The sequence below is a fragment of the Pseudomonas sp. R11-23-07 genome, assembly GCF_003852295.1.
Classification (GTDB): Bacteria; Pseudomonadota; Gammaproteobacteria; order Pseudomonadales; family Pseudomonadaceae; genus Aquipseudomonas.
Genome location: NZ_CP027761.1, coordinates 1,091,981 through 1,118,222, shown reverse-complemented (window position 1 = coordinate 1,118,222; position 26,242 = coordinate 1,091,981). Strand labels below are relative to the sequence as shown.

Genomic DNA, 26,242 nt, shown 5'->3' with positions numbered 1-26,242 from the left:
CCGATAAGCTGTCATTCCTGTGAATCTTTGTTACCGTTAAGGCGATAATCCGTTGGTAGGGATCACTGGACGGCGCAACTTTCTGTCACAATTTGCCATCTCCCTTGAGAACACCCCATGGACACTTTGCAAAACATGCGCGCGTTCAGTTGCGTTGCAGAGGCCGGCAGCTTCACCGCCGCCGCCGCGCAGCTGGACACTACCACCGCCAACGTCTCGCGCGCGGTCTCAAACCTTGAGGCCCACCTGCAAACCCGCTTGCTCAACCGCACCACGCGCCGCATCGCGCTGACCGAGGCCGGTAAGCGCTATTTGCTGCGCTGCGAGCAAATCCTCGCCTACGTCGAGGAAGCCGAGGCGGAAGCCAGCGACGCCCATGCGCGTCCCGCCGGGCAATTGAAAGTGCACACCATGACCGGTATCGGCCAGCACTTCGTGATCGACGCGATTGCCCGCTACCGCCGCACCCACCCCGACGTGACCTTCGACCTGACGCTCGCCAACCGCGTGCCGGACCTGCTCGATGAGGGCTATGACGTGTCCATCGTGCTGGCCAGCGAACTGCCGGATTCCGGTTTCGTCTCGCAACGCTTGGGCATCACCTACAGCATCGCCTGCGCCTCGCCGGAATACGTCAAGGCCAAGGGTTGCGCACAAAGGCCCCAGGATTTGCTCAATCACGCCTGCCTGCGTCTGGTCAGCCCGGTGATCCAGCTGGATAAATGGACCTTCAACGGGCCCGAAGGCCAGGAAAGCGTTGCGGTGAACAGCTCGCCGTTTTTGGTCAACTCGGCCGACGCGATGAAAACCGCGATCACCAGCGGCATGGGCGTCGGCCTGCTGCCGGTGTATGCCGCGATAGAAGGTTTGCGTAACGGCACGCTGGTGCGGGTAATGCCCAACTACCGTTCCCAGGAGCTGAACCTGTACGCCATCTACCCGTCGCGCCAATACCTGGATGCGAAGATCAAGACCTGGGTGGAATACTTGCGCGGTTCGCTGCCGGAGATTCTCGCGGCTCATCAAGCGGAATTGGTGGCATACGAGTTGAGCGGCACCCTGAGCGGTGCGCGTTTGGCCAACTGATTCCTGGCAGACAATAGAGAACCTTGTTGGAGGGAGCTTGCCCTCCCACATGGGTTCAACGGGGTCATGACAATATGTTAGGTTGCTTGGCATTCTTCCGTAGTCGATGAGCCCGCCTGCAATGAAAAAGACTGTCCTTGCCTTCAGCCGTGTCACCCCGCCAATGATCGAGCGCCTGCAACAGGATTTCGAGGTGATTGCGCCCAACCCCAAGCTGGGGGACATCAACGCCCAATTCAACGAAGCCCTGCCCCACGCCCACGGTCTGATCGGCGTGGGCCGCAAGCTGGGCCGCGAACAGCTTGAAGGCGCGCGCCAGTTGGAGGTGGTGTCCAGTGTGTCGGTGGGCTACGACAACTACGATGTCGCCTACTTCAACGAGCGCGGGATCATGCTCACCAATACCCCCGACGTGCTCACCGAAAGCACCGCCGACCTGGCCTTCGCCCTGTTGATGAGCAGCGCACGCCGCGTGGCCGAACTGGACGCCTGGACCAAGGCCGGCCAGTGGAAAGCCAGCGTTGGCGCCCCGTTGTTTGGCTGCGATGTGCACGGCAAGACCCTGGGCATCGTCGGCATGGGCAATATCGGCGCGGCCGTGGCCCGGCGTGGGCGCCTGGGCTTCAATATGCCGATCCTGTACAGCGGCAACAGCCGCAAGAGCGCGCTGGAACAAGAGCTGGGCGCACAGTTTCGCAGCCTGGACCAGCTGCTGGCCGAGGCGGATTTCGTTTGCCTGGTGGTGCCGCTGAGCGACAAGACCCGTCACCTGATCAGCAGCCGGGAACTGGCACTGATGAAGTCCAGTGCGATCCTGATCAACATCTCCCGTGGCCCGGTAGTGGACGAGCCTGCGTTGATCGAGGCCCTGCAAACCCAGCGCATTCGTGGCGCCGGGCTGGATGTGTATGAAAAGGAACCGCTGGCCGAGTCGCCCCTGTTCCAGTTGAGCAATGCGGTGACGCTGCCGCATATCGGTTCGGCGACCCATGAAACCCGCGAAGCCATGGCCAACCGCGCGCTCGACAACCTGCGCAGCGCCCTGCTCGGCCAACGCCCGCAGGACCTGGTGAACCCACAGGTGTGGAAAGGCTGACACCCGGCCCTGTTGGAACGCGCTTGTTGTGGCGAGCGAGCTTGCTCGCGCTGGAGTGCGTAGCGCTCCCAGGCTTTTTGGGGCCGCTTCGCAGCCCAGCGGGAGCAAGCTCCCTCGCCAAAGGTCACACCTTTAGTTTTTCGTGAGAGGGTCGATAACCTTCCATAGATCGCCACCCCTGATCCACAGAAGGTTTTTATGCCCACCACCAAAGCCCGCGCAGACTCACTTTCGCTTCTGCTCTTTACCTTGCGCAGCGGCAAGCTGATGGCGATCAACCTGCTGAAAGTCAGCGAAATCATCCCTTGCCCTCCGCTGACCAAACTGCCGGAGTCGCACCCCCACGTTAAAGGCATCGCCACGTTGCGCGGTAACTCGCTGGCGGTGATCGACCTGAGCCGCGCCCTGGGCGAGATGCCGTTGCAGGACCCGAACGGCGGCTGCCTGATTGTCACCGATGTCAGCCGTTCCAAGCAGGGCTTGCATGTGCAGGCGGTGAGCAAGATCGTGCATTGCCTGACCACCGATATCCGCCCACCGCCCTATGGCTCCGGCGGCAATCGCGCATTCATCACCGGGGTGACCCAGGTGGAAGGCGGCTTGGTGCAGGTGCTGGATATCGAAAAAGTCATCCATGGCATCGCCCCGGCGCCGATAGAAGCCGCGCCGACCGACCTGACCATGGAAGAAGCCGAAGTCCTCGGCCATGCACGCATCCTGGTGGTGGACGACAGCCAAGTGGCGCTGCAGCAATCGGTGCATACGCTGCGCAACCTCGGGCTGACCTGTCACACCGCGCGCAGCGCCAAGGAGGCCATCGATGTGCTGCTGGAGCTGCAAGGCACGGGCGAGCAAATCAATGTGGTGGTGTCGGACATCGAAATGTCCGAGATGGACGGTTATGCCCTCACCCGCACCCTGCGCGAAACCCCGGACTTCCAGCAGCTCTATGTGCTGCTGCACACCTCCCTGGACAGCGCGATGAACAGTGAAAAAGCGCGCCTGGCCGGCGCCGATGCGGTGCTGACCAAGTTTTCCTCCCCCGAGCTGACCAAGTGCCTGGTGGTGGCTGCGCAAACCGTGGCGCAAAAGGGTTTGTAAGCCTTGGCTGAGTATTTCCAGCTGCTGCGACGCGACCTGACCGGCAGCCTGCCGGCGCCGCAGTGGCCGGCCGCTACCCAGCTGGATCACTATCGCGATGAACTGGCCCCGGCGATTCACGCGGTATTGCGCATGACCCAGGATCAGGGCGGTGGCCGTGTCGCGGGCCTTGAGCAATGGCGCCGGCAATTCGTTGCCGATGCCGAGTTCGACCCCTCGTTGTGCCTGGTAGCCAGTAACGCCGAGGGCATTCTCGGCGTGGCGCAATGCTGGACCAGTGCCTTTATCAAGAACCTCTCGATACACCCCTGCGCCCAGGGCCAGGGGCTTGGCCGAGCGTTGCTGCTGCATGCCTTCCACGTTTTCAAGCAGCGTGGCGAACCCTATGTGGATCTCAAGGTGCTGGAGAGCAATCTGCGCGCGCGGCAGCTGTATGAAAGCGCAGGCATGCGGTTCGTCCTGCGCGACGTGGTTGAGGACTGACGTCACTGGCGCACAACTTGCTTCCAGAGAGCCCAAGCGGTGGATAGAGGTAAAAACCCGTCACCGCCCATGCTTGCCCTCTGACTTTGCCTGGTGACAGATCCGCCATGAACACTCACTTTTCCTGCGTAGGTTGTGGCAAATGCTGCTCCGATCACCACGTACCCCTGACCCTCGACGAAGCCCGGCAGTGGGCGGCGGACGGTGGCAATATCATTGTTCTGGTAGAAGGTTTTCTCGCCAGCGGCCTGGGTTTGCCCCAGCAGCAGCGTGAACATGCCGAACGCCGTTCAGTGGTGGTGCCCAGCGGCAATACCCAGGCATTCGTGGCGATCACCTTTGCGGCCTACAACGCCGGGCGCTGTCGGAATCTTGACGAAGACAATCGCTGCGGCATCTACGAACGACGTCCGCTGGTGTGCCGGATCTATCCGATGGAGATCAATCCGCACATCCCGCTGAACCCGAGCGCCAAGGATTGCCCGCCGGAATCCTGGGAACAGGGGCCGGCGCTGATCGTGGGCGGGGCATTGATGGATGCTGAACTGGCTGAACTGATCCGCCGTTCACGCCAGGCCGACCGTGACGATGTGCAAACCAAGGAGGCCGTGTGTGCCTTACTGGGGATTCGTACCACCGCACTCAAGGGCGACGGCTTCACGGCGTATTTGCCGGATATGAATGCGTTTGCCCAAGCCATTGCGTTGGCAACTGACCAGCCGATCACGGCCAACGAGTGGGTGTTTCACGTCTCCGGGATGGAGATTGCCGAACAACTGCTGGATGCCGGCGCGCAGATTGCTACCGAAGTGCCGGCCAATTACGCGTTTATCCCGTTGCGGGCGGCTTGAGGCTCGACGGGTTCACGGGCGCGGTGTCGAGGCGGTAGGGCTGGAGGATGCGCTGGTACTCGCCGTTCTGCTTGAGTTGCTCAAGGGCATGGTTGAGCTCGGTACGCAACACGGTATCGGTTTTGCGCAGTGCAATCGCGACACTGTTGCCCAACAGGTCAGACGATACCGGCGGGCCCATGAAATCGAAATCCATGCCTTCAGGCGTGTCGAGCAAGGCCTCTCGGATTTCCACCGCCCCCTGCAGCGTCGCATCGATCTCGCCCGCAACCAGGCCGCGCACCAGTTGGTCATTGAGCCAATAGCTCTCGATGATCACACCGGCCGGCGCCCACTGCGACCGGGCAAAGGCTTCGCGATTGCTCCTGACCAACACCCCGACCCGCTTGCCCTTGAGTAACCGCCTGTGCGGGCTCAGGCCAGAGTTTCTGCGGGCCACCAGCCAGGTGGTGATCGGGTAGAGGTCATCGCTGAAATTGACTCTCTGCTGTCGACTCAAGGTCGGCGCCATCCCCATGATCGCGTCAAATTGCCGGGCATCGAGGGCGGGGAAGTTTTCCATGACGATCTGGTCGACCCACGTGCAATGCACATTGAGCTGCACGCACAGGGCGTTACCCAATTCGATATTGAGCCCCACCAATTGCCCTTGCGCATTACGGCTTTGAAAGGGGGGAAAATGCGCCGCGACAGCGAAGCGGATTTCGCGTCGCGGCGGCTCGGCGGCGGCCACGGCCTCCACCGATAACAGGAGGGCAAGCGCCACACAGAGATGTATCAAAGCCACGGGAAACGTCCTTTTCCGGAGAGAGCTGCGTCGCCATGTCCCGATACAAATGATCAGGGCAAGGCGATGCTGCGCAAGCTTTCAAGAAACGGTCGCGGACCTACAATAAGAAATATCGACGCGAGTTGTAGGCAACTGCCTATACGGCGAATATGCGCATTACTCTCAACGTTTACCCATCGAACGACGCGTACCCGGCGGCGCCATGCCCGGCGTTTTGGTATGGCCATTCTTCGCGCCACCTTTGTACCAGGGCTGGGCGGCCTGCTTGGCCCCGGCCAGTTCACCCGGGTTGAAAGGGAACTTGAACGCCGGGATTTCGGCTTTTTCAACGCCGTCGGCATCGACCGAATCGACGAGGTCGACCGCTTCAACGGGGGGTTGGATCGGGGAAGTCATGGGTGCTCCGAGGTGCGCAAAAGATGAAGCGGGCCCGGCAAGCGGGCCACAGTGGCGCGCAGTATACCTGCGCGCCCCGGATCTTTAAGCGTCGTCGTACGAATGGTCGCCGCTTAACTGACAGCGCTGTCAGATAGCCGTCACTCTGCTGACCCGATCAAAAGGCTATAACGGTCATTCCACGTTTCCGATCCTTTGCCTGGCGCCACCTCTATGCCCACAAAACGAAACACGGCCCTGCTGGTGGGCGCCCTTCTGGTCCTGGCGCTGGCAGCCTGGACCTTGACTCGGCCCGCCAAGGCCCGGCTGGCGGCACCCAGCGCAATCCCCGTGCGCGTGGTGAGCGTGGCGCAACAGGATGTCCCGCGGTTCGTCAGCGGCATTGGCACGGTGTTGTCGTTGCACAGCGTGGTGATCCGCCCGCAGATCGACGGCATCCTCACCCGCTTGCTGGTCAAGGAAGGCCAACAGGTAAAGGCCGGCGACCTGCTGGCGACCATCGATGACCGTTCGATCCGCGCCAGCCTCGACCAGGCCAAGGCGCAGTTGGGGGAAAGCCAGGCGCAGCTGCAAGTGGCGCAGGTCAACCTCAAGCGCTACAAGGAATTGAGTATCGACGACGGCGTATCGAAGCAGACCTACGACCAGCAACAAGCCCTGGTGAACCAGCTCAAGGCCACCGTGCAGGGCAACCAGGCGGCGATTGATTCGGCTCAAGTACAACTTTCCTACACCCAGATTCGTTCCCCCGTCAGTGGTCGCGTCGGCATTCGCACGGTGGATGAAGGCAACTTCCTGCGCATGGGCGATACCCAAGGCTTGTTCTCGGTCACCCAGATCGACCCGATCGCGGTTGAGTTTTCCCTGCCGCAGCAGATGTTGCCGACCTTGCAAGGCCTGATCGCCGCCCCGCAAAAAGCCAGCGTCGATGCCTACCTGGGGGCCGATACCGACGGCCACACCGGCGACCTGCTGGGGGAAGGCCGCTTGAGCCTGATCGACAACCAGATCAGTTCCACCACCGGCACCCTGCGCGCCAAGGCCGAGTTCCCGAACGGCACGCAGAAGCTGTGGCCGGGGCAGCTGGTGACCATCAAGATCCAGACCGCCGTCGACAGGAACGCCCTGGTGGTGCCGCCGACGGTGGTGCAGCGTGGCCTGGACTCACATTTCGTGTACCGGCTCAACGGTGAGCAGGTGGAGGTGGTGCCCGTGCAAGTCACCTACCAGAACAGCGAGCTGAACATCATCAAGGGCGTGCAGGCCGGGGACGTACTGGTCAGCGATGGCCAGTCGCGGCTCAAGGCCGGCGCTCAGGTGCAAGTGCTCAAGGAACCGCCGCAGGTGATCCAGACCGTCGACGCCAAGGTGCAGCCATGAGCGGCAGCCGCTCGCCTTCGGCCTGGTGCGTCGATCACCCGGTCGCCACCCTGCTGCTGACATTTGCCTTGGTGCTGCTGGGGATCATTGCCTTCCCGCGGCTGGCCGTTGCGCCACTGCCGGAAGCGGAATTTCCGACGATCCAGGTCACCGCCCAACTGCCCGGCGCCAGCCCGGACACCATGGCCTCATCGGTGGCGACGCCGCTCGAGGTGCAATTCAGCGCTATCCCCGGCATGACCCAGATGACCTCCAGCAGCGCCTTGGGCTCAAGCCTCTTGACCCTGCAATTCACTCTGGACAAAAGCATCGACACCGCCGCCCAGGAAGTGCAGGCCGCGATCAATACCGCCTCCGGCAAGCTGCCCAGCGATATGCCGAGCCTGCCGACCTGGAAGAAGGTCAACCCGGCCGACAGCCCGGTGCTGATCCTCAGCGTCAGCTCCGCGAGCATGCCGAGCACGGAACTGAGCGACTACGTGGAAACCCTGCTGGCGCGTCAGATCAGCCAGATCGACGGTGTCGGCCAGATCAACATCACCGGCCAGCAGCGCCCGGCGATTCGCGTGCAGGCCTCCCCCGACAAACTCGCGGCGGTCGGCTTGACGCTCGCGGACATCCGCCTGGCCATCCAGCAATCGAGCCTGAACCTGGCTAAAGGCGCGATATACGGGGCCAACAGCGTGTCGACCCTGTCGACCAACGATCAACTGTTTCACCCCGACGAATACGGCCAGTTGATCGTGTCCTACAAGAACGGCGCACCCGTGCAACTGCGGGATATCGCCAAAGTCGTCAACGGTTCGGAAAACGCCTACGTGCAGGCCTGGTCCGGCGATACGCCGGGGGTCAATCTGGTGATTTCGCGCCAGCCGGGGGCGAATATCGTCGACACGGTCGACCGCATCCAGCAAGCACTGCCGCGCCTGGAAGCCATGCTGCCGGCGTCGGTGCAGGTCAGTGTACTGACCGACCGCACCAAGACCATCCGCGCCTCGTTGCATGAAGTGGAAATGACCCTGCTGATCGCGATCCTGTTGGTGGTGGCGGTGATGGCGCTGTTCCTGCGCCAGCTGTCGGCGACGTTGATTGTGTCTGCCGTGCTCGGTGTGTCGCTGGTGGCCAGTTTCGCGCTGATGTATGTGATGGGCTTCAGCTTGAACAACCTGACCCTGGTCGCCATCGTGATTGCCGTGGGCTTTGTGGTGGACGATGCGATCGTGGTGGTAGAAAACATCCATCGTCACCTGGAGGCCGGCCTGGGCAAGCGCGAAGCCGCGATCAAAGGCTCCGGCGAAATCGGCTTTACCGTGGTGTCCATCAACTTCTCGCTGGTGGCGGCGTTTATTCCACTGCTGTTCATGGGGGGCGTGGTCGGGCGGCTGTTCAAGGAATTTGCGCTGACCGCCACCTCGACCATCCTCATTTCGGTGGTGGTTTCGCTGACCCTGGCGCCCACCCTCGCCGCACTGTTCATGCGTGCGCCAACCCATCGCGCCCATGCCAAACCCACCTTCAGCGAGCGCCTGCTGGCCGGCTATGCGCGCAACCTGCGGCGTGCCCTGGCCCATCAACGCAGCATGGCGGCGATCTTCGTGGTGACCCTGGCCCTGGCCGTGGTCGGCTATGTGTTTATCCCCAAGGGCTTCTTCCCGGTGCAGGACACCGGTTTCGTGCTGGGCACCAGCGAGGCGGCAGCCGATGTGTCGTACCCGGACATGGTCGCCAAGCACAAGGCACTGGCCGACATCGTCAAGGCCGACCCGGCGGTGCAAGCCTTCTCCCACTCGGTGGGTGTGACCGGCAGCAACCAGACCATCGCCAACGGCCGCTTCTGGATCGCCTTGAAAGACCGGGGTGATCGCGATGTGTCGGCCAGCCAGTTCATCGACCGCATCCGCCCGCAACTGGCGAAGGTGCCGGGCATCGTCTTGTACTTGCGCGCCGGCCAGGACATCAACTTGAGCTCCGGCCCCAGCCGCGCCCAGTACCAATACGTACTCAAGAGCAACGACGGCCCGACCCTGAACACCTGGACTCAGCGCCTCACCGAAAAACTGCGCAGCAACCCGGCCTTTCGGGACCTGTCCAACGACCTGCAATTGGGCGGCAGCATCACCCACATCACCATCGACCGCCAGGCCGCGGCGCGTTTTGGCCTGACCGCCACCGACGTCGACCAGGCGCTGTACGACGCGTTCGGCCAGCGCCAGATCAACGAATACCAGACCGAGATCAACCAGTACCAGGTGGTGCTGGAGCTGGACCGCCAACAGCGCGGCAAGGCCGAGAGCCTGAACTATTTTTACCTGCGCTCGCCGCTGACCAACGAGATGGTGCCACTGTCGGCGCTGGCCAGGGTCGACCCACCGAGCGTGGGGCCGTTGTCCATCAGCCACGACGGCATGTTCCCGGCCGCCAACCTGTCGTTCAACCTGGCCCCCGGCGTGGCGCTGGGGGATGCGGTGATCATGCTCAACCAGGCCAAGAATGACATCGGCATGCCCAGTACGATCATCGGTAACTTCCAGGGCGCGGCCCAGGCTTTCCAGAGCTCGCTGGCCAGCCAGCCGTGGCTGATCCTCGCGGCACTGGTCGCGGTCTACATTATCCTGGGCGTGCTGTACGAGAGCTTCGTGCACCCGCTGACGATCATTTCCACCTTGCCCTCGGCGGGCCTGGGCGCGTTGATCATGCTGTGGCTGCTGGGCCAGGACTTTTCGATCATGGCCTTGATCGGCCTGGTGCTGCTGATCGGCATCGTCAAGAAAAATGGCATCCTGATGATCGACTTCGCCCTGGAGGCCCAGCGCTTACGCGGCCTGGCGCCTGAGGACGCGATCTACGAAGCCTGCGTCACGCGGTTCCGGCCGATCATCATGACCACCCTCGCCGCCCTGCTTGGCGCGGTGCCGTTGATGCTCGGCTCAGGCCCTGGCGCGGAACTGCGCCAGCCATTGGGCATCGCCGTGGTCGGCGGCTTGCTGGTGAGCCAGGCGCTGACGCTGTTCACCACGCCGGTCATATACTTGTACCTTGAACGATTCTTCCACAGGCCCAAACCAGCGCTCGAGCTGGCGACCACACACTGAGGCCAAGGCCCCGCCCTGGAACAAAAGGCTGATGCGCGTCCTGATTATTGAAGATGAAGAAAAAACCGCGGACTACCTGCACCGCGGCCTGACGGAGCAAGGTTACACCGTCGATGTGGCGCGCGAGGGCGTCGAGGGTTTGCACCTGGCGCTGGAGAACGACTACGCGGTGATCGTGCTCGACGTGATGCTGCCGGCGCTCGACGGGTTTGGCGTATTGCGTGCTTTACGCGCACGCAAACAGACACCGGTGATCATGCTTACCGCCCGCGAGCGCGTGGAAGACCGCATCCGTGGCCTGCGCGAAGGCGCCGACGACTACCTGGGCAAGCCGTTTTCCTTCCTGGAACTGGTGGCGCGCCTGCAAGCGTTGACCCGCCGCAGTGGCGGCCATGAGCCGGTGCAGGTGACGGTCGCCGACCTGTGGATCGACCTGATCAGCCGCAAGGCCAGTCGCAACGGTGTGCGCCTGGACCTGACCGCCAAGGAGTTCTCGTTGCTCAGCGTATTGGCGCGGCGCCAGGGTGAAATCCTGTCCAAGACGGCGATTGCCGAGATGGTCTGGGACATCAATTTCGACAGCGACGCCAACGTGGTCGAGGTGGCGATCAAGCGCCTGCGCGCCAAACTCGATGGGCCGTTCGAGCACAAGCTGCTGCACACCATTCGTGGCATGGGCTACGTGCTGGAGAACCGCAGTGCCGACTAACTCCATCGCCCTGCGCCTGAGCGGCATGTTCACCCTGGTGGCGCTGCTGATCTTCGTGCTGATCGGCGGCGCGCTGTACCAGCAAGTGGATCGCGGCTTGGGGTTGTTGCCGGGGGCCGAGCTGGATGCGCGCTACAGCGTGCTCGAATCCTCGGTGAACCGCTTCGGTACGCCGGAGCATTGGGTCAAGATCAAGGCCAAGCTCAAGCTGCTGGGGGAGGAAGACAAGCGCATTCGCTTCTGGGTGGTCAGCAGCGACCCAAGTTACGAATACGGTGAACCGGATGCGCAGATTCGCGCCTTTGCCCAGGGCCCGACCGGTAAACGCGACCTGCACCTGCCCGGCCACGATTACCCGTTCAAGGTGCTGGTGAGCCAGTTTGCCGCCAAGGACCAACGCCCGCCGCTGCGCTTCATGATCGCCATCGACACTGAGAATTTCCGCGCCACCCAGCATCATCTGCTGGTAGCGCTGATCAGCCTGGCGCTGGTCGGCGTGGTGATGGCCTCATTGCTGGGCTTCTGGGTGTCGCGCATCGGCCTCAAGCCACTGGAAAAACTCTCGGACGAAGCACAGAAACTCGCGCCGCCCAAACTCTCCGGGCGCCTGCAACTGTCACCGCTGCCGCCGGAACTGAGCCAGTTCGTCAACTCGTTCAACGCCACCCTCGACCGCGTCGAACTCGCTTACTCGCGCCTCGAATCCTTCAATGCCGACGTGGCCCATGAACTGCGCTCGCCGCTGACCAACCTGATCGGTCAGACCCAGGTCGCGCTGACCCGCGGGCGTTCGGCCGAGCATTATTTCGAGGTGCTGCAATCGAACCTGGAGGAGCTGGAACGGCTGCGCTCGATTATCAACGACATGCTGTTCCTCGCCAGTGCCGACCAGGGCAGCAAGGCCACCAAGCTGATTGAAAGCTCCCTGGCCGATGAAGTCGCCACCACCCTCGACTACTTGGACTTCATCTTCGAAGATGCCCAGGTTCAGGTGCGGGTACAGGGCGACGCCCAAGTGCATATTGAAAAAGCCCACCTGCGCCGCGCACTGATCAACCTGTTGAGCAATGCGGTGCAGCACACCGCGCCTGGGCAGGTCATCGACGTGAACATCGATGTGCTGGAGCATCAGGTAACGATCGGCGTGACCAACCCAGGCGAGGTGATTGCCAGCGAGCACCTGCCTCGACTGTTCGAACGTTTCTATCGGGTGGATGCGTCGCGCAGCAACAGCGGGGCCAATCACGGGTTGGGGCTGGCTATCGTCAAGGCGATTGCGTTGATGCATGGCGGCGATGTGTTCGTGCGCAGCGACGCCAATGGCAATACCTTCGGCATCACCCTGCCCGTCTGACACGCCGCGATCAAAATGTGGGAGGGGGCTTGCTCCCGATGGCGGCGGGTCAGCTACAAATGTGCCGGCTGACCCACCGCTATCGGGAGCAAGCCCCCTCCCACAATGGGTACCACCGCCAGCCAACTGTTACGATTTGGGCAACAGTCATTATCTTGTTACACTCTGTATCGCACCGCTCGCCTGCGTTACTTTGACGCATCGATGAGCGCGACGGTAAAGACAGCCGAACCCTCACCCGAATTTCCCTCGACTTATTTCCAGGGCTCTACACTGGGAATCTGTCTTAAAGCCGCTGACTTCAGCGGCTTTTTTTTGCCGTAAAAAAGGCCAGGCACACCCCACGACACTGGCCGTTCATGATTGATCAAAGGAGCTCCACCGGTGAAGAACTCGCTGACACTCACCCCGTTATTCCTCGCCATCGCAGCAACGATCACTCCCCTTGCCCACGGGGCAGACGCCACGCCCACCGAGGGTTTCGTCGAGGGTTCGCACCTCACGATCGACACCCGCAACTACTACATGAATCGCGACCGTCGCGACCTGCATACCGATGACAGCAAGGAATGGGGCCAGGGCTTTATCGGTACATTCACCTCCGGCTACACCCAAGGCACCGTAGGCGTCGGCCTGGACCTAAACGCCATGCTCGGCCTCAAGCTCGACGGCGGCGGTGGCACCGACGGTTCCAGCATCCTTCCGTACGGCAGCGGCAACGGCAACGGCAAGGCGCCCGGCACGTTCTCCACCGCTGGCGGCACCTTGAAACTGCGCGCGTTCGATACCGAGCTGAAGGCCGGCGACCTGTTCCTCAACAACCCGGTGATCGCCGGCGGCATGACCCGCATGCTGCCGCAGACGTTTCGCGGCGTGAGCCTGGCCAACCACAGCCTCGACGGCTGGATGTTCGAAGGCGGCCAGGCCAGCTTCACCAAGCTCTACAACCAGAGCGGCCACCGGCGCATCGGCACCAGCTACGGCGCATTGCCGGCCAACGCCGACGCCCAGCACCTGAACTGGGCCGGTGTAGCGTTCAGCGGCATCCCCGGGTTGACCAGCAACCTGTACGCCGCTGAACTCAAGGACGTGTGGCACCAGTACTACTACGACCTCGAGTACACCTATGCACTGAACGACCTGGTCAGCCTGACCCCCGGCCTGCATTACTACCACACCCAGGACACCGGCCAGGCACTGCTGGGCGCTATCGACAACAACACCTACAGCCTGCATGTGACACTGGGCGTGGGCAACCACAGCGTTACCGCCGCCTACCAGCGGGTCAACGGCAACACGCCGTTCGACTACATTACCCAGGGCGACAGCGTGTACCTGGACAACTCCCAGCAATACTCGGACTTCAACGGCCCCAACGAGCGTTCGTGGAAGCTCAAGTATGCCTACGACTTCGCCGGTCTCGGCCTGCCCGGCCTGACATCCGCCGTGTCGTATATCAGCGGCAAGACCGACCTGACCACGGTAGACCCGAACAGCCGGGGCTACAGCAACTGGTACAGCGCCGACGGCAAGAACGCCAAGCACTGGGAGCGCGATATCGACCTGAAATACGTGGTTCAGGACGGCAAGGCCAAGGACCTGGCGGTACGCCTGCAATGGGCGACCAACCGTGGCGGCAATGGCTACTCGGCGGTGGATCGGGATGTGGATGAGTACCGCGTGATCGTGGACTACCCAATCAACGTGTTCTAACCACGATCTGAATAACAGTGAAGATCCAATGTGGGAGGGGGCTTGCTCCCGATGGCAGAGTGTCAGTCAATAATACTTTGACTGATTCGCCGCCATCGGGAGCAAGCCCCCTCCCACATTTTGCTTCTGCGCCATCTTCCAGAGTTGCTACTACGCTAAAGGCATCCTCAGAGCAGAAGTACGCCCGATGAGTTCAAGCCTTACCCGCCCTACCCGCCGCCCGGAACGCCTGCTGATCCTGAGCAGCACCCTCACGGTGTTGCTGATCGTGGGCATCGTCACCGCACTGTTGAATCGCGAACACGCCAACACCTTGCAAACCGCCAAGCGCACCGCCACTACCATCACCCAGCTGATCGACGCCGATGTGCTGCGCAATGTCGAACTCTATGACATGGCCCTCCAAGGCCTGATCGCCGCGACCGAGCGCACCGACCTGCAGGGCGTGTCCGCGAGCATCCGGCACCTGGTGCTGTTCGACCGCTCCGCCACAGCGCCGTACAAAGGCGACATCCTGTTGCTGGGCCCGAGCGGCGAGGTGATTGCCGATTCGTCCCTGCTCACGCCCAAGGCCGGCAACTTCGCCGACCGCGACTATTTCCAGATTCATCGCGCCAATCCCGACATCGGGCTGTATATCAGTCGCCCGTTCAGGGCCCGCTGCGAATGCGATGACCCGTGGCGCATTGCATTTAGCCGCCGCGTTTCGTCGTCGGACGGGCGCTTCCTGGGTGTGGCTGTCGCCTCCATGCGTCTGTCGTACTTCCACCAACTGTTCAGCAGCCTGAATATCGGCAGCGACAGCACCATCAACCTGCTCAACCACCAGGGCATCCTGCTGGCGCAAGAGCCGTTGCTGGAAGTGGATATCATCAACAAGGACCTGAGCCAGCGGCCCAATGTGGCGCGCATGCTGCGCGAGCGAGACGGCACTTTCCACAGCGTCTCCAGCCTCGACCAGCAGCCTCGGCTCTACAGTTTCTCGAACGTGGGCGAATTACCGCTGATTGTCGCGGTGGCGTTGGCCAGCGATGAAGTGTTCGCGCCATGGCGAAGGGCGGCGTGGCTGGTCAGCCTCGCGACCGGGGTGCTGTGCATTGGCCTGTTGTGGCTGACCTGGGCCCTGTGCATGGAGCTGCGACGGCGCCACCGGGCCGAGCAGGTGCTGTCAGAACTGGCAGGTACCGATGCCCTCACTGGCCTGGCCAACCGCCGCACTCTCGACGAACGCCTGCGTCTGGAATGGGATCGCGCGCAACGTTCAACCGAGCCGTTGACGGTGCTGATGATCGACGTGGACCACTTCAAGGCCTTCAACGACCGCCACGGCCACCAGGGCGGCGACGATGCGCTGCGCACGGTGGCACAGGTGATCGACAGCAGTATCCGCCGCCCGGCCGACCTGGCGGCACGTTACGGCGGTGAAGAATTCGCGGTGGTGCTGCCCGATACCGACGCCAAGGGCGCTTGGGTGATCGCCGAGCATATCCGCAATGGTGTTGAGCACCTGCCACGGCCGGCATGGGACGAGCAGCCGATTACCGTGAGCATCGGCATGAGTACCTGGGAAAAGCGCAGCGGCCTGTCCCTAGAGGACTTGCTACTCAGGGCCGACCAGGCGTTGTATGAGGCCAAGCACAGTGGCCGCAATCGGACGATCAACGCCGGGACATAAAAAAAGGCCACCCGAAGGCAGCCTTTAAAACTAAAGAAGAGAGTTGTTACTTACACCGCCGCAACGGGACGCATGTAAGAGATCGGTGCGGTGCTGGCATCTTCGAAGGTCACGACTTCCCAAGCGTCTGTCTGCTCAATCAACTTGCGCAGCAGCTGGTTGTTAAGGGCGTGGCCCGACTTGAAGCCTTTGAACTCGCCTATCAGGCTATTGCCCAGCAGGTAGAGGTCACCGATTGCATCGAGGATCTTGTGCTTCACGAATTCGTCTTCATAGCGAAGGCCGTCTTCGTTCAGTACACCATCCGCGTCGACCACAATGGCGTTTTCAACGCTGCCGCCGAGTGCGAGGTTGTGCTTGCGCAGGTACTCGATGTCACTCATGAAACCAAAGGTACGGGCGCGGCTGACTTCTTTTACGAACGAAGTGCTGGAAAAATCCACGCTTGCACTTTGGGTGCGGTCACGGAATACCGGGTGATCGAAATCGATCTCAAAGCTCACTTTAAAGCCTTCGAACGGGACGAAGGTGGCGCGCTTGTCGCCGTCTTCTACTGTCACTTCCCGCAGAATGCGAATGAACTTCTTGGCTGCGTCCTGTTCTTCCAGGCCGGCAGATTGAATCAGGAATACGAAGGGTCCAGCGCTGCCATCCATGATCGGGACTTCGGACGCGGAGAGCTCGACGTAGGCGTTATCGATGCCCAAACCGGCCATTGCCGAGAGCAAGTGCTCCACCGTGTCCACTTTGACGTCACCGTTGACCAATGTGGTCGACATAGTGGTTTCGCCAACGTTTTCCGCGCGAGCAGGTATCTGCACCACAGGGTCCAGGTCGGCACGCACAAACACGATGCCGGTGTCGACAGGTGCAGGCTTGAGGGTCAGGTATACCTTTTCCCCGGAGTGCAGACCTACACCTGTGGCACGAATAATATTCTTCAGGGTGCGTTGTTTAATCATGGCTTGGACCGCTTCAGCGCAAATTGCGAACTGGTATCAACAAAGGCTGGCGATAATAGCAGACCAGACCTTTGCTGAACACCAATCACCTTCATAGCCCTGATACATTCCATTAATCGGCCTGACGACGCAGGAATGCCGGGATGTCCAGGTAGTCCAGATCGTCTTGCGGATTCGGGCTACGGGACGCCGCAGCACCGGCCTGAGCCTGGTTGCGCATCACGGTCGGACGGTCCAGGTCGCGGTAGTTCACTGACGGCAGTTCCTGGCGCGAAGGCGCTGGAGCGGCCGTTTGCTGGCTGGCGTGGCTGGTATGGACGGTATTGTCGATGACCTTTACAGGCTTCTCGATTTTTGCACCCAGGCCGGTCGCAACCACGGTCACGTGCAGTTCGTCGCGCATGTCCGGGTCGATAACGGTGCCGACCTTGACCATGGCGTGCTCGGACGCGAAGGCTTCGATGATGCTACCCACGTCGGAGTACTCACCCAGGGACAGGTCAGGACCTGCGGTGATATTCACCAGTATGCCGCGCGCACCTTGCAGGTTCACGTCTTCCAGCAGCGGGTTGCGGATGGCCGCTTCGGTAGCTTCGCGTGCACGGTTCGGACCGCTGGCGCAGCCGGTACCCATCATCGCCATGCCCATTTCGCTCATCACGGTACGCACGTCGGCAAAGTCGACGTTGATCATGCCGGGACGCTTGATGATGTCGGAGATACCGCGAACGGCACCGGCCAGTACATCGTCAGCCTTGGCGAACGCGGACAGCAGGCTGGCGTCCTTGCCCAGGATGGTCAGCAGTTTCTCGTTGGGAATGGTGATCAACGAGTCGACGCTTTCAGACAGCAGACGGATGCCTTCGTCGGCGATCTGCATGCGCTTGCGGCCTTCGAACGGGAACGGACGCGTCACAACAGCGACGGTCAGAATCCCCATTTCCTTGGCCACTTCGGCAATGATCGGCGCTGCACCGGTACCGGTACCGCCGCCCATGCCGGTGGTGATGAACACCATGTTGGTGCCTTGCAGCACTTCGGCAATACGCTCGCGGTCTTCCAGGGCGGCTTGACGGCCGACTTCTGGATTGGCGCCAGCGCCGAGGCCCTTGGTCACGGCTGTGCCCAATTGCAGGATGGTCCGCGCGCCGATGCTTTTCAGCGCCTGGGCATCAGTGTTGGCGCAGATGAATTCAACGCCTTCAATGTTGCTCTTGACCATATGGTTGACAGCGTTGCCGCCGCCACCGCCGACACCGATTACTTTGATAACCGGGCTAGCGGGGATGTTGTCTACGAGTTCAAACATGTTCCCTCTCCTTTCGTTTTCTCTAGTTTTTTCGCCTACTGCTTATTACGGGTGTTGCGGTGTCGCGGTAAATCTTCAGAAATTGCCTTTTACCCAAGCCTGCAGCCGCTCGAACAACGGCGCTTTCGCTTCGTCATCGCTGCGGTAGCTGTCACGGATGCTCGGGCCCGACAGGGAAATGCCATCGGTCTGCTTTTGCAGCCCGTACAACAGCAAGCCCACACCGGTGGAATAAATCGGGTTGCGCACCACGTCGCCGAGGCCTTTGACGCCATGGGGCACGCCCAGGCGCACCGGCATGTGGAAGATCTCTTCGGCCAGTTCGACCGCGCCTTCCATCTTCGAGGTGCCACCGGTCAGCACGATGCCGGCCGGGATCAGATCTTCGTAGCCGCTGCGGCGCAGTTCGGCCTGGATCAGGGTGAACAGCTCGTCGTAGCGCGGCTCGACCACTTCGGCCAGGGCCTGGCGCGACAGCTCGCGCGGTGGACGGTCGCCGACGCTTGGCACCTTGATGGTTTCACCGGCACCGGCCAGCTTGGCCAGGGCGCAGGCGTAGCGAATCTTGATTTCTTCGGCGTACTGGGTCGGTGTACGCAACGCCATGGCGATGTCGTTGGTGACCTGGTCGCCGGCAATCGGGATCACGGCGGTGTGACGGATCGCACCTTCGGTGAAGATCGCGATATCGGTGGTGCCGCCGCCGATGTCCACCAGGCACACGCCCAGTTCTTTTTCGTCGTCGGTCAGCACCGAGTAGGCCGACGCCAACTGCTCAAGAATGATGTCGTCGATTTCGAGGCCGCAGCGACGCACGCATTTTTCAATGTTCTGCGCGGCGTTGACGGCGCAGGTCACTACGTGGACCTTGGCTTCCAGACGCACGCCCGACATGCCCAGTGGCTCGCGAACGCCCTCCTGGTTATCGATCACGTAGTCCTGGGGCAAGGTGTGCAACACGCGCTGGTCAGCCGGGATCGCCACGGCCTGGGCGGCGTCGAGGACGCGCTCAAGGTCGGCCGCGCTGACTTCACGGTCGCGGATCGCCACGATGCCGTGGGAGTTCAGGCTGCGGATATGGTTGCCGGCCACGCCGACGAACGCCGAGTGGATCCGGCAACCGGCCATCAGCTGCGCTTCTTCGATGGCGCGCTGGATCGATTGCACGGTGGACTCGATGTTCACCACCACGCCCTTCTTCAGGCCCCGGGACGGATGCGTGCCAATACCGACGATTTCGATCGTGCCGTCTTCACCGACCTCGCCCACCAGCGCCACCACCTTGGAGGTGCCGATATCGAGACCGACGATCATTTTGCCGCTTTGCACGTTTGCCATGGGTCCTGCCTCTTCTTAATTCTTCGCGACAGCGGGTTGTGCTGCCGTGGGCGCTACCGGTACACGCCAACCGACGGCCAGGCCGTTGGCGTAACGCAGGTCGACGCTCGCAATGTTCGTAATCTGTTCTTTCAAGGTTTTTTCATAGATGGCAATAAAGCGGCGCATCTTTTCCACCAAGCGGTCGCGTCCCAGCAACAACTCGATGCCCGGGCCGGAACTGCCTGCCCCGGTCGTCAGAAACCAGCTGCCCCGCTCACGCAATTCCAGGCGTGCGATGGAGAAGCCCAGTGGCCGCAGCATCTGGCTCAAGGCCTGGTACTGCTGCATCACTTGCTGCTGCGCCCGCTGCGGCCCGAACAGCTGCGGCAGGTGCTCATAGTTCGCCACTTCACGCGGCGCAAATGCCTGCCCCTGGTTGTTCAACAGCGCACCATCGCCCCAGCGGGCCACGGGCAGCTGTTCTTCCAGGCGGATCGTTACCTGGTCCGGCCATACGCGGCGGACTTCGGCATGGGCGATCCACGGCATCTGTTCCAGTTCTGCGCGCATTCCGGCCAAGTCAATGGTAAAGAAGCTCGCCGCCAGGAACGGGCTGATGCGCTGCTGTACCGCTTGCTGGCTGATGTAGCTCAAGTCGCCCTGCACGCTGATCTTGGTGATCGGCCGGTCGGCATATGGCAACAGGCGCTGCGCCCCTTCGTAGGTGCCAAAGCCCAGTACCACCAGCAACACCGGCCAGAACAGCGCCTTGATGAAACCAAAGTTGGCTTTGGGCAGGCGCGCCGACATCGGCTCTTTGGCCACCATGCGGCTGGCACCCCGTGGCACCGGCTTGCGGCTCGGTGCTTGTGGGGGCTGATGACGAAGCGATGCGCCTTTCATGTGCTTAGCCTCTTGGCTCAATGCTGTCGGCCAGGATCGCCAGCACCAACTGCTGGAAATCCAGGCCGGCGGCACGGGCGGCCATAGGGACCAGGCTGTGGTCGGTCATCCCGGGTGCGGTGTTGACTTCCAGGAACCAGAAATTCCCTTGGTCATCCTGCATCACGTCTGCCCGCCCCCAACCGGCGATACCCAGCGCCTCACAGGCTTGCGCCGTGAGGTCCATCAATTGCTGTTCCCTGGTTGCGTCAAGGCCGCAGGGAATCCGGTACTGGGTATCGGAAGCCACGTACTTGGCGTCGTAATCGTAAAAAGTGTGGGGCGTGCCCAATGCGATAGGCGGCAATACCTGGCCACGCAGGGTGGCGATGGTGTACTCGGGACCCTGGATCCACTGTTCCACCAACACTTGCGAATCGTAGGTACTTGCCGCTTTCCATGCGTCGATCAATTCAGCGGCCGAGTTCACTTTGGCCATGCCGATACTGGAGCCTTCATGGGCAGGTTTGACGATCAAAGGCAGGCCCAGTTCCTTGGCTGCGCAAATACAATCTTCCTCGCTGCGCAACACGGCGTGACGTGGTGTGGGAATGCCCAGGCTGTGCCACACCTGCTTGGTGCGCAACTTGTCCATCGCAAGCGCCGACGCCAGGATGCCGCTGCCGGTATAGGGGATGCCGGCGCACTCGAGCAGGCCCTGCATGCTGCCGTCTTCACCGCCACGGCCGTGAAGAATGATGAAGGCGCGGTCGATCTTTTCGGCCTGCAGGCGGGCGAGGAAATCATCGCCCACGTCGATACCGAAGGCGTTCACACCGGCGCTTTGCAGCGCTTCAAGCACCGCATTGCCAGACTTGAGCGACACTTCGCGCTCGGCGCTCTTGCCGCCGAACAGCACGGCAACGCGGCCGAAGTCGGCAGGCGCGACAGTGGAGAACAGGGAGGCGTAGTCAGTGATCATTTCGACTTCCCCTTTTCGGCGGTAAACAGCGGGCTGGCCAGCAATTTAGGCGCAAGCCCACCGATATCACCGGCACCCTGGCACAGCAGGATGTCGCCGGCGCGCAGCAGCGGCTTGACGATCGGCGCCAGGTCGACGCCCCGCTCGATGTAGATCGGATCCAACTGCCCACGCTGACGGATGCTGTTGCACAGCTTGCGGCTGTCGGCGCCCGGAATCGGTTCTTCACCGGCCGGGTACACCTCCATCAGCAAGAGCACGTTGGCATCGGCCAATACATTGACGAAGTCGTCGTACAGGTCACGGGTGCGGCTGTAGCGGTGCGGCTGGTAGACCATCACCAGGCGACGCTCCGGCCAGCCACCGCGCACGGCCTTGATCACGGCGGCGACTTCGGTGGGGTGGTGACCGTAGTCATCCACCAGCATCACCTCACCGCCTTCAACCGGCAGCTGGCCGTAGACCTGGAAGCGGCGGCCAACACCGGCAAAGCGCGACAGGCCTTCGACGATGGCTTCATCGCTGACGCCTTCATCGGTGGCAATGCAGATGGTCGCCAAGGAGTTCAGTACGTTGTGGTTGCCCGGCATGTTGACCGACACATCCAGCGGCTCGCGGTCGGGGCGCAGCACGGTGAAGAAGGTCTGCATGCCTTCCTGGCGCACATTGATCGCGCGCACGTCGGCGTCTTCGCTGAAGCCGTAGGTCACGGTAGGGCGCTTGACCTGCGGCAGAATCTCGCGCACCACCGGATCGTCCAGGCACACCACGGCCAACCCGTAGAACGGCAGGTTGTGCAGGAAGTCGACGAAGGTTTTCTTCAATTTGTTGAAGTCACCGTCGTAGGTTGCCATGTGGTCTTCGTCGATGTTGGTGACGACGGCGACCAGCGGTTGCAGGTGCAGGAAGCTCGCGTCGCTTTCATCGGCTTCGGCGATCAGGTAGCGGCTGGTACCGAGCTGGGCATTGGTGCCGGCTGCATTCAGGCGGCCACCGATGACGAAGGTCGGGTCCAGGCCACCGGCGGCGAACACCGAGGCGATCAGGCTGGTGGTAGTGGTCTTGCCGTGGGTACCGGCGACGGCGATGCCGTGGCGGTAGCGCATCAGCTCGGCGAGCATCTCGGCACGCGGCACCACCGGGATGCGGCGCTCTAGGGCGGTGGCCACTTCCGGGTTGGACGTGTTCACAGCGCTGGACACCACCAGCACATCTGCCTCGGCGGCGTTTTCGGCGCGGTGGCCGATGAAGATTTGCGCGCCAAAGGACTTCAGGCGCTCGGTGACCGGCGACTCTTTGAGGTCAGAGCCGGACACCTGGTAGCCCAGGTTCAGCAATACTTCGGCAATCCCGCACATGCCCACGCCGCCGATACCGACGAAGTGGATGCGACGGATGCGGCGCATTTCCGGTTGTGGCATGGCTTTCTGATTCTCAACCATGGGCCACCTCCAGGCAGATATCGACCACGGTGCGGGTTGCGTCAGGTTTGGCCAGGCGGCTTGCGGTGCTCGCCATGCTGTTGAGTCGTTCCGGTTGCATCAAAACCTCGGTCAGGCGTGCGGCCAAATCGGCGGCGCCAGTCGTTCTTTGCGGCAGCAGGAAGGCAGCGCCCTCCCCGGCCAAATATTCGGCGTTGCGGGTCTGGTGATCGTCGATTGCGTGGGGCAGAGGCACCAGCAACGACGGCAGACCGGCGGCAGCCAGTTCACTGACGGTCAGCGCACCAGCGCGACAGACCACCAGGTCGGCCCAGCCATAGGCGTGGGCCATGTCTTTGATGAAGGGCTGTACAATCGCCTCGACACCGGCCTCGCGATAGCGCGTGGCGGTGACTTCATCGTGGTGCTTGCCGGCTTGGTGGAAGATCTCAGGCCGCAATTCCACAGGGAGTTGCGCCAGCGCCTCCGGCAGCAATTTGTTCAGCGGCTCGGCGCCCAGGCTTCCGCCGAGGATCAGCAGGTGCGCCTTGCGTCCGACCAGCGCTTGGCGGGCGATGTCCATGAACAGCTCGGTGCGCACCGGGTTGCCGGTGGTACGGCGCTTGCTCGACGCGCTGAAGGTATTCGGGAACGCTTCACACACCCGCGCGGCCAGTGGCACCAGCAAGCGGTTGGCGGTACCGGCGACGGCGTTCTGTTCATGCACGATCACGGGTACACCGGCGAGTTTTGCCGCCACGCCACCGGGGCCGGTCACATAACCGCCAAAACCGAGCACACACACAGGCTGCAACTCACGGATGACCTGGCGTGCCTGCCATACCGCCTTGAGCAACACGAAAGGCGCCTTGAGCAGCGACAATTTGCCCTTGCCCCGCAAGCCCGTGACGTTGATCAGGTGCAGCGGCAAGCCGGCATTCGGCACCAGCTCGTTCTCGATGCCACGCGGCGTTCCCAACCAGTGCACGCTGTAGCCACGGTTCTGGAATTCGCGCGCGCAGGCCAGGGCCGGGAACACATGGCCCCCGGTGCCGCCAGCCATGATCAGCACGTTAGCGCCCATGGGTCGGCTCCTCGGCGAAGTCGCTTTCGCTGAACTCCATCTCTTCGCTGCCCAGGTGAGTACGACTCTCCCACTCGATGCGCAACAACAAGCCAAGGCAGGCGCAGCAAATCACCAACGAACTGCCGCCGTAACTGAGGAACGGCAAGGTCAGGCCCTTGGTCGGCAGCAGCCCGACGTTCACGCCGATATTGATCAGGAACTGGCCGATCCACAGGAACGACAAGCCGTACGCCACATAGGCGGCGAAATACTGTTTCGCCCTCTCGGCCCACAAGCCGATGTACATGCCGCGTACACACACGAACACGAACAACGCGACGGTGCACAGCGAACCGACCACGCCCAGTTCCTCGGCCAGTACCGAGAACACGAAGTCGGTGTGCGCTTCGGGCAGGTAGAACTGCTTCTGCACACTGTTGCCCAGGCCCACGCCCAGCCACTCGCCGCGACCGAAGGCAATCAGCGCCTGGGTCAACTGGTAGCCGGAACCGAACTGGTCGGACCATGGGTCGGTAAAGGTAATCAGACGGGCCATCCGGTAGGGTTGCGCCTGCACCAGCACCGTCACGGCCGCGACCGCCAGCACCACCATCAAGGTGAAGCGGAACAGGCCGACGCCACCCAGGAACAGCATCGCGGCGGCGGCTCCCATCATCACCACGGTGGCGCCGAAGTCGGGCTCCATCAGCAGCAGGCCGGCCATGGGCAGCAGCACGATGAATGGCTTGAAAAAGCCCATCCAGCTTTCGCGCACTTCTTTCTGACGGCGCACCAGGTAGCCGGCCAGGTAGATCACCACGAACACCTTGGCGATTTCCGAGGGTTGCACGTTGAAGGCACCGAAGCCGATCCAGCGCATCGAACCGTTCACCTCGCGGCCGATGCCGGGCAGGATCACCATCACCAGCAAACCAAACGCCCCGATCAGCATCAGCCAACCCAGGCGCTGCCACGTGGCGATCGGGATCATCATGGTGACGATGCACGCGCCGAGGCCGATCACCAGGTACACCAGGTGACGGATCATCATGTACAGGGTGTTGCCCGACTGCACCGCGGCCACTTCGGAGGACGCCGAGGTGATCATCACCAGGCCCAGGCCGAGCAGCGCCAGGCAACCGGCGAGCATCGGGAAATCCAGGTCGATGCCGCGCCCGGTAATGATCGGCGACGGGTACGGCTTGATGATGTTTTTCAGGTTGAGGCTCATGCCAAAGCCTCCACGGCGCGGGCGAACAACTGGCCGCGCTCTTCATAGTTCTTGAACATATCGAAGCTGGCGCAGGCCGGCGACAGCAGCACCGCATCACCCGGCTGGGCCAGGGCTTTGCACTGGGCGATCGCGTCGTCCAGGGAGGTAGCGCGCACTTGCGGCACCGCGTCGCCCAGGGCTGCGGCGATCAGGTCCGCGTCACGGCCCATCAGCACCACGGCGCGGCAATGCGCAGCGACCGGCACTTTAAGGTCCTTGAAGTCGGCGCCCTTGCCATCGCCACCGGCGATCAGCACCAGCTTGCCGTCGATATCGGCACCCAGGCCTTCAATGGCCGCCACGGCAGCGCCGACGTTGGTGGCCTTGGAATCGTTGTAATAGCTGACGCCGTCGAGGTCGCGCACCCACTGGCAGCGATGCTCGAGGCCAGCAAAGGTACGCAGGCTGGCGAGCATGGCGTCGAAGGGCAAGCCCACCGCGTGGCCGAGCGCCAAGGCTGCCAGGGCGTTGGACTGGTTATGGGCGCCGCGGATTTTCAACTCGCGCACCGGCATCAGGTTCTGGAATTCGAAGGCCAGGTATTTCTCGCCGTTCTCTTCGCGGATACCGAAGGCCTTGAAATCGGGTTTGCCCAGGCCGAAGGTCCAGCACGGCATGCCTTCGCCTATCAGTGGACGGCTCAAGGCATCCTGGCGGTTGACTACAAACTGCTTGGCGCCCCGGAAGATACGATGCTTGGCCAGGTGATAAGCCGGCAGGCCGCTGTAGCGGTCCATGTGGTCTTCGCTGACGTTCAACACGGTGGCCACTTCGGCACCGAGGTCATGGGTGGTTTCCAGCTGGAAGCTCGACAACTCCATCACATACAACTCAACGTCGTCGCTGAGCAGGTCCAGCGCCGGCACCCCAAGATTGCCGCCCACCGCCACGCGCTTGCCGGCAGCCTTCGCCATTTCGCCGACCAGGGTGGTCACGGTGCTTTTCGCGTTGGAACCGCTGATGGCGACGATCGGCGCCTTGGCGTGACGCGCAAACAGGTCGATATCGCCGGACAGCTTCACGCCACGCGCCGCTGCCGCTTGCAGGGCCGGTGTGGCCAACGCCAGGCCGGGACTCACGTAAAGCTCATCGGCGCGGCACAGAAATTCGACGTCCAATTCGCCACAACGCACTTCCACGTGCGGGTAGTCACGGCGCAGCGTGACCAGCTCCGGTGGATTTTCCCGCGTGTCGGCCACGGCAAACGACGTGCCCCGGTTCGCCAGGAAGCGAACCAGGGACATGCCGCTCTTGCCGAGGCCGACAACGATGCGGAAGTGGTCTGAAGCGATCAGGGACAC

General features: G+C 62.2%; 22 protein-coding genes. 11 read left to right on the top strand and 11 right to left on the bottom strand.

All coding sequences use genetic code 11. The features are described 5' to 3' along the window. The first annotated feature begins 117 nt into the window (after positions 1-117). From C4J84_RS04915 to C4J84_RS04895, 5 genes are all read left to right on the top strand, one after another. Positions 118-1,086 carry a LysR family transcriptional regulator gene (locus C4J84_RS04915; protein ID WP_124361375.1) on the top strand — a complete coding sequence of 323 codons (969 nt, stop codon included), beginning with the start codon at positions 118-120 and terminating at the stop codon, positions 1,084-1,086. Positions 1,087-1,207: 121 nt separating this feature from the next. Continuing rightward, complete coding sequence (locus C4J84_RS04910) at positions 1,208-2,182, top strand: D-glycerate dehydrogenase (RefSeq protein WP_124435006.1); 975 nt, start codon at positions 1,208-1,210, stop codon at positions 2,180-2,182. Between the two features lie 198 nt (positions 2,183-2,380). Next, entirely contained in the window at positions 2,381-3,283 is a 903-nt protein-coding gene (locus tag C4J84_RS04905) for a chemotaxis protein CheV (RefSeq protein ID WP_124369699.1), read from the top strand. A gap of 3 nt (positions 3,284-3,286) precedes the next feature. After that, complete coding sequence (locus tag C4J84_RS04900) at positions 3,287-3,766, top strand: N-acetyltransferase (RefSeq protein WP_124435005.1); 480 nt, start codon at positions 3,287-3,289, stop codon at positions 3,764-3,766. Positions 3,767-3,873: 107 nt separating this feature from the next. Next, positions 3,874-4,617 carry a YkgJ family cysteine cluster protein gene (locus tag C4J84_RS04895; protein WP_124435004.1) on the top strand — a complete coding sequence of 248 codons (744 nt, stop codon included), beginning with the start codon at positions 3,874-3,876 and terminating at the stop codon, positions 4,615-4,617. Here the strand turns inward: C4J84_RS04895 and C4J84_RS04890 are convergent. Both C4J84_RS04890 and C4J84_RS04885 read right to left on the bottom strand, forming a co-directional pair. Continuing rightward, positions 4,595-5,404, bottom strand: a complete 810-nt coding sequence (locus C4J84_RS04890; RefSeq protein WP_124435003.1) for a transporter substrate-binding domain-containing protein — start codon at positions 5,402-5,404, stop codon at positions 4,595-4,597. The genes C4J84_RS04895 and C4J84_RS04890 overlap by 23 nt on opposite strands. 165 nt (positions 5,405-5,569) lie before the next feature. Further along, complete coding sequence (locus tag C4J84_RS04885; RefSeq protein ID WP_124361369.1) at positions 5,570-5,803, bottom strand: hypothetical protein; 234 nt, start codon at positions 5,801-5,803, stop codon at positions 5,570-5,572. A 213-nt stretch (positions 5,804-6,016) separates the two neighbouring features. On the opposite strand from C4J84_RS04885, the gene C4J84_RS04880 reads away from it, so the two are divergent. The 6 genes from C4J84_RS04880 (at position 6,017) to C4J84_RS04855 (ending at position 15,726) form a co-directional block, all read left to right on the top strand. Beyond that, positions 6,017-7,183: an efflux RND transporter periplasmic adaptor subunit gene (locus C4J84_RS04880; protein ID WP_124435002.1), complete on the top strand. Its 1,167-nt coding sequence runs from the start codon at positions 6,017-6,019 to the stop codon at positions 7,181-7,183. After that, entirely contained in the window at positions 7,180-10,275 is a 3,096-nt protein-coding gene (locus C4J84_RS04875) for a multidrug efflux RND transporter permease subunit (RefSeq protein WP_124435001.1), read from the top strand. Before C4J84_RS04880 ends, C4J84_RS04875 begins: the two co-directional genes overlap by 4 nt. A 31-nt stretch (positions 10,276-10,306) precedes the next feature. Next, entirely contained in the window at positions 10,307-10,984 is a 678-nt protein-coding gene (locus tag C4J84_RS04870) for a heavy metal response regulator transcription factor (protein ID WP_124361366.1), read from the top strand. Beyond that, a complete protein-coding gene (locus tag C4J84_RS04865) occupies positions 10,974-12,338 on the top strand; it encodes a heavy metal sensor histidine kinase (protein ID WP_124435000.1) in 1,365 nt (454 codons plus the stop codon). The genes C4J84_RS04870 and C4J84_RS04865 overlap by 11 nt, the downstream gene beginning before the upstream one ends. Before the next feature lie 384 nt (positions 12,339-12,722). After that, positions 12,723-14,051, top strand: a complete 1,329-nt coding sequence (locus C4J84_RS04860) for an OprD family porin (RefSeq protein ID WP_124434999.1) — start codon at positions 12,723-12,725, stop codon at positions 14,049-14,051. A gap of 187 nt (positions 14,052-14,238) precedes the next feature. Further along, positions 14,239-15,726, top strand: coding sequence for a sensor domain-containing diguanylate cyclase (locus C4J84_RS04855; protein WP_124434998.1), 1,488 nt, complete (start codon positions 14,239-14,241; stop codon positions 15,724-15,726). A 50-nt stretch (positions 15,727-15,776) separates the two neighbouring features. On the opposite strand, the gene lpxC is transcribed toward C4J84_RS04855, so the two are convergent. The 9 genes from lpxC to murD all read right to left on the bottom strand — a co-directional run bounded on the left by lpxC (position 15,777) and on the right by murD (position 26,242). Beyond that, positions 15,777-16,688, bottom strand: coding sequence for a UDP-3-O-acyl-N-acetylglucosamine deacetylase (gene lpxC, locus C4J84_RS04850; protein ID WP_003171886.1), 912 nt, complete (start codon positions 16,686-16,688; stop codon positions 15,777-15,779). A gap of 112 nt (positions 16,689-16,800) precedes the next feature. Further along, positions 16,801-17,997 carry a cell division protein FtsZ gene (ftsZ, locus tag C4J84_RS04845; protein ID WP_124434997.1) on the bottom strand — a complete coding sequence of 399 codons (1,197 nt, stop codon included), beginning with the start codon at positions 17,995-17,997 and terminating at the stop codon, positions 16,801-16,803. Between the two features lie 75 nt (positions 17,998-18,072). Beyond that, a complete protein-coding gene (gene ftsA, locus C4J84_RS04840) occupies positions 18,073-19,335 on the bottom strand; it encodes a cell division protein FtsA (protein WP_057724626.1) in 1,263 nt (420 codons plus the stop codon). A gap of 15 nt (positions 19,336-19,350) precedes the next feature. Next, positions 19,351-20,220 (bottom strand): cell division protein FtsQ/DivIB, encoded by an 870-nt coding sequence (locus C4J84_RS04835; RefSeq protein ID WP_057724625.1) that lies wholly within the window; start codon positions 20,218-20,220, stop codon positions 19,351-19,353. 4 nt (positions 20,221-20,224) lie between these two features. Beyond that, entirely contained in the window at positions 20,225-21,181 is a 957-nt protein-coding gene (locus C4J84_RS04830; RefSeq protein WP_124369688.1) for a D-alanine--D-alanine ligase, read from the bottom strand. Next, positions 21,178-22,623, bottom strand: a complete 1,446-nt coding sequence (gene murC / locus C4J84_RS04825) for a UDP-N-acetylmuramate--L-alanine ligase (protein WP_124434996.1) — start codon at positions 22,621-22,623, stop codon at positions 21,178-21,180. Before murC ends, C4J84_RS04830 begins: the two co-directional genes overlap by 4 nt. Continuing rightward, on the bottom strand, positions 22,616-23,686 hold the full coding sequence (murG, locus tag C4J84_RS04820; protein ID WP_124434995.1) for an undecaprenyldiphospho-muramoylpentapeptide beta-N-acetylglucosaminyltransferase: 1,071 nt from the start codon (positions 23,684-23,686) through the stop codon (positions 22,616-22,618). Before murG ends, murC begins: the two co-directional genes overlap by 8 nt. Further along, positions 23,676-24,899, bottom strand: a complete 1,224-nt coding sequence (gene ftsW, locus C4J84_RS04815) for a putative lipid II flippase FtsW (protein WP_124365876.1) — start codon at positions 24,897-24,899, stop codon at positions 23,676-23,678. The genes murG and ftsW overlap by 11 nt, the downstream gene beginning before the upstream one ends. Then, positions 24,896-26,242: a UDP-N-acetylmuramoyl-L-alanine--D-glutamate ligase gene (gene murD, locus C4J84_RS04810; RefSeq protein WP_124434994.1), complete on the bottom strand. Its 1,347-nt coding sequence runs from the start codon at positions 26,240-26,242 to the stop codon at positions 24,896-24,898. The genes ftsW and murD overlap by 4 nt, the downstream gene beginning before the upstream one ends.

Coding starts and splice junctions, on each gene's coding strand:
- ftsZ (WP_124434997.1), bottom strand. CDS start 17,997: ATGTTTGAACTCGTAGACAACATCCCCGCTAGCCCGGTTATCAAAGTA.
- C4J84_RS04905 (WP_124369699.1), top strand. CDS start 2,381: ATGCCCACCACCAAAGCCCGCGCAGACTCACTTTCGCTTCTGCTCTTT.
- C4J84_RS04895 (WP_124435004.1), top strand. CDS start 3,874: ATGAACACTCACTTTTCCTGCGTAGGTTGTGGCAAATGCTGCTCCGAT.
- ftsA (WP_057724626.1), bottom strand. CDS start 19,335: ATGGCAAACGTGCAAAGCGGCAAAATGATCGTCGGTCTCGATATCGGC.
- C4J84_RS04885 (WP_124361369.1), bottom strand. CDS start 5,803: ATGACTTCCCCGATCCAACCCCCCGTTGAAGCGGTCGACCTCGTCGAT.
- C4J84_RS04830 (WP_124369688.1), bottom strand. CDS start 21,181: ATGATCACTGACTACGCCTCCCTGTTCTCCACTGTCGCGCCTGCCGAC.
- C4J84_RS04880 (WP_124435002.1), top strand. CDS start 6,017: ATGCCCACAAAACGAAACACGGCCCTGCTGGTGGGCGCCCTTCTGGTC.
- ftsW (WP_124365876.1), bottom strand. CDS start 24,899: ATGAGCCTCAACCTGAAAAACATCATCAAGCCGTACCCGTCGCCGATC.
- C4J84_RS04875 (WP_124435001.1), top strand. CDS start 7,180: ATGAGCGGCAGCCGCTCGCCTTCGGCCTGGTGCGTCGATCACCCGGTC.
- murG (WP_124434995.1), bottom strand. CDS start 23,686: ATGGGCGCTAACGTGCTGATCATGGCTGGCGGCACCGGGGGCCATGTG.
- C4J84_RS04855 (WP_124434998.1), top strand. CDS start 14,239: ATGAGTTCAAGCCTTACCCGCCCTACCCGCCGCCCGGAACGCCTGCTG.
- C4J84_RS04910 (WP_124435006.1), top strand. CDS start 1,208: ATGAAAAAGACTGTCCTTGCCTTCAGCCGTGTCACCCCGCCAATGATC.
- C4J84_RS04835 (WP_057724625.1), bottom strand. CDS start 20,220: ATGAAAGGCGCATCGCTTCGTCATCAGCCCCCACAAGCACCGAGCCGC.
- murC (WP_124434996.1), bottom strand. CDS start 22,623: ATGGTTGAGAATCAGAAAGCCATGCCACAACCGGAAATGCGCCGCATC.
- C4J84_RS04870 (WP_124361366.1), top strand. CDS start 10,307: ATGCGCGTCCTGATTATTGAAGATGAAGAAAAAACCGCGGACTACCTG.
- lpxC (WP_003171886.1), bottom strand. CDS start 16,688: ATGATTAAACAACGCACCCTGAAGAATATTATTCGTGCCACAGGTGTA.
- C4J84_RS04915 (WP_124361375.1), top strand. CDS start 118: ATGGACACTTTGCAAAACATGCGCGCGTTCAGTTGCGTTGCAGAGGCC.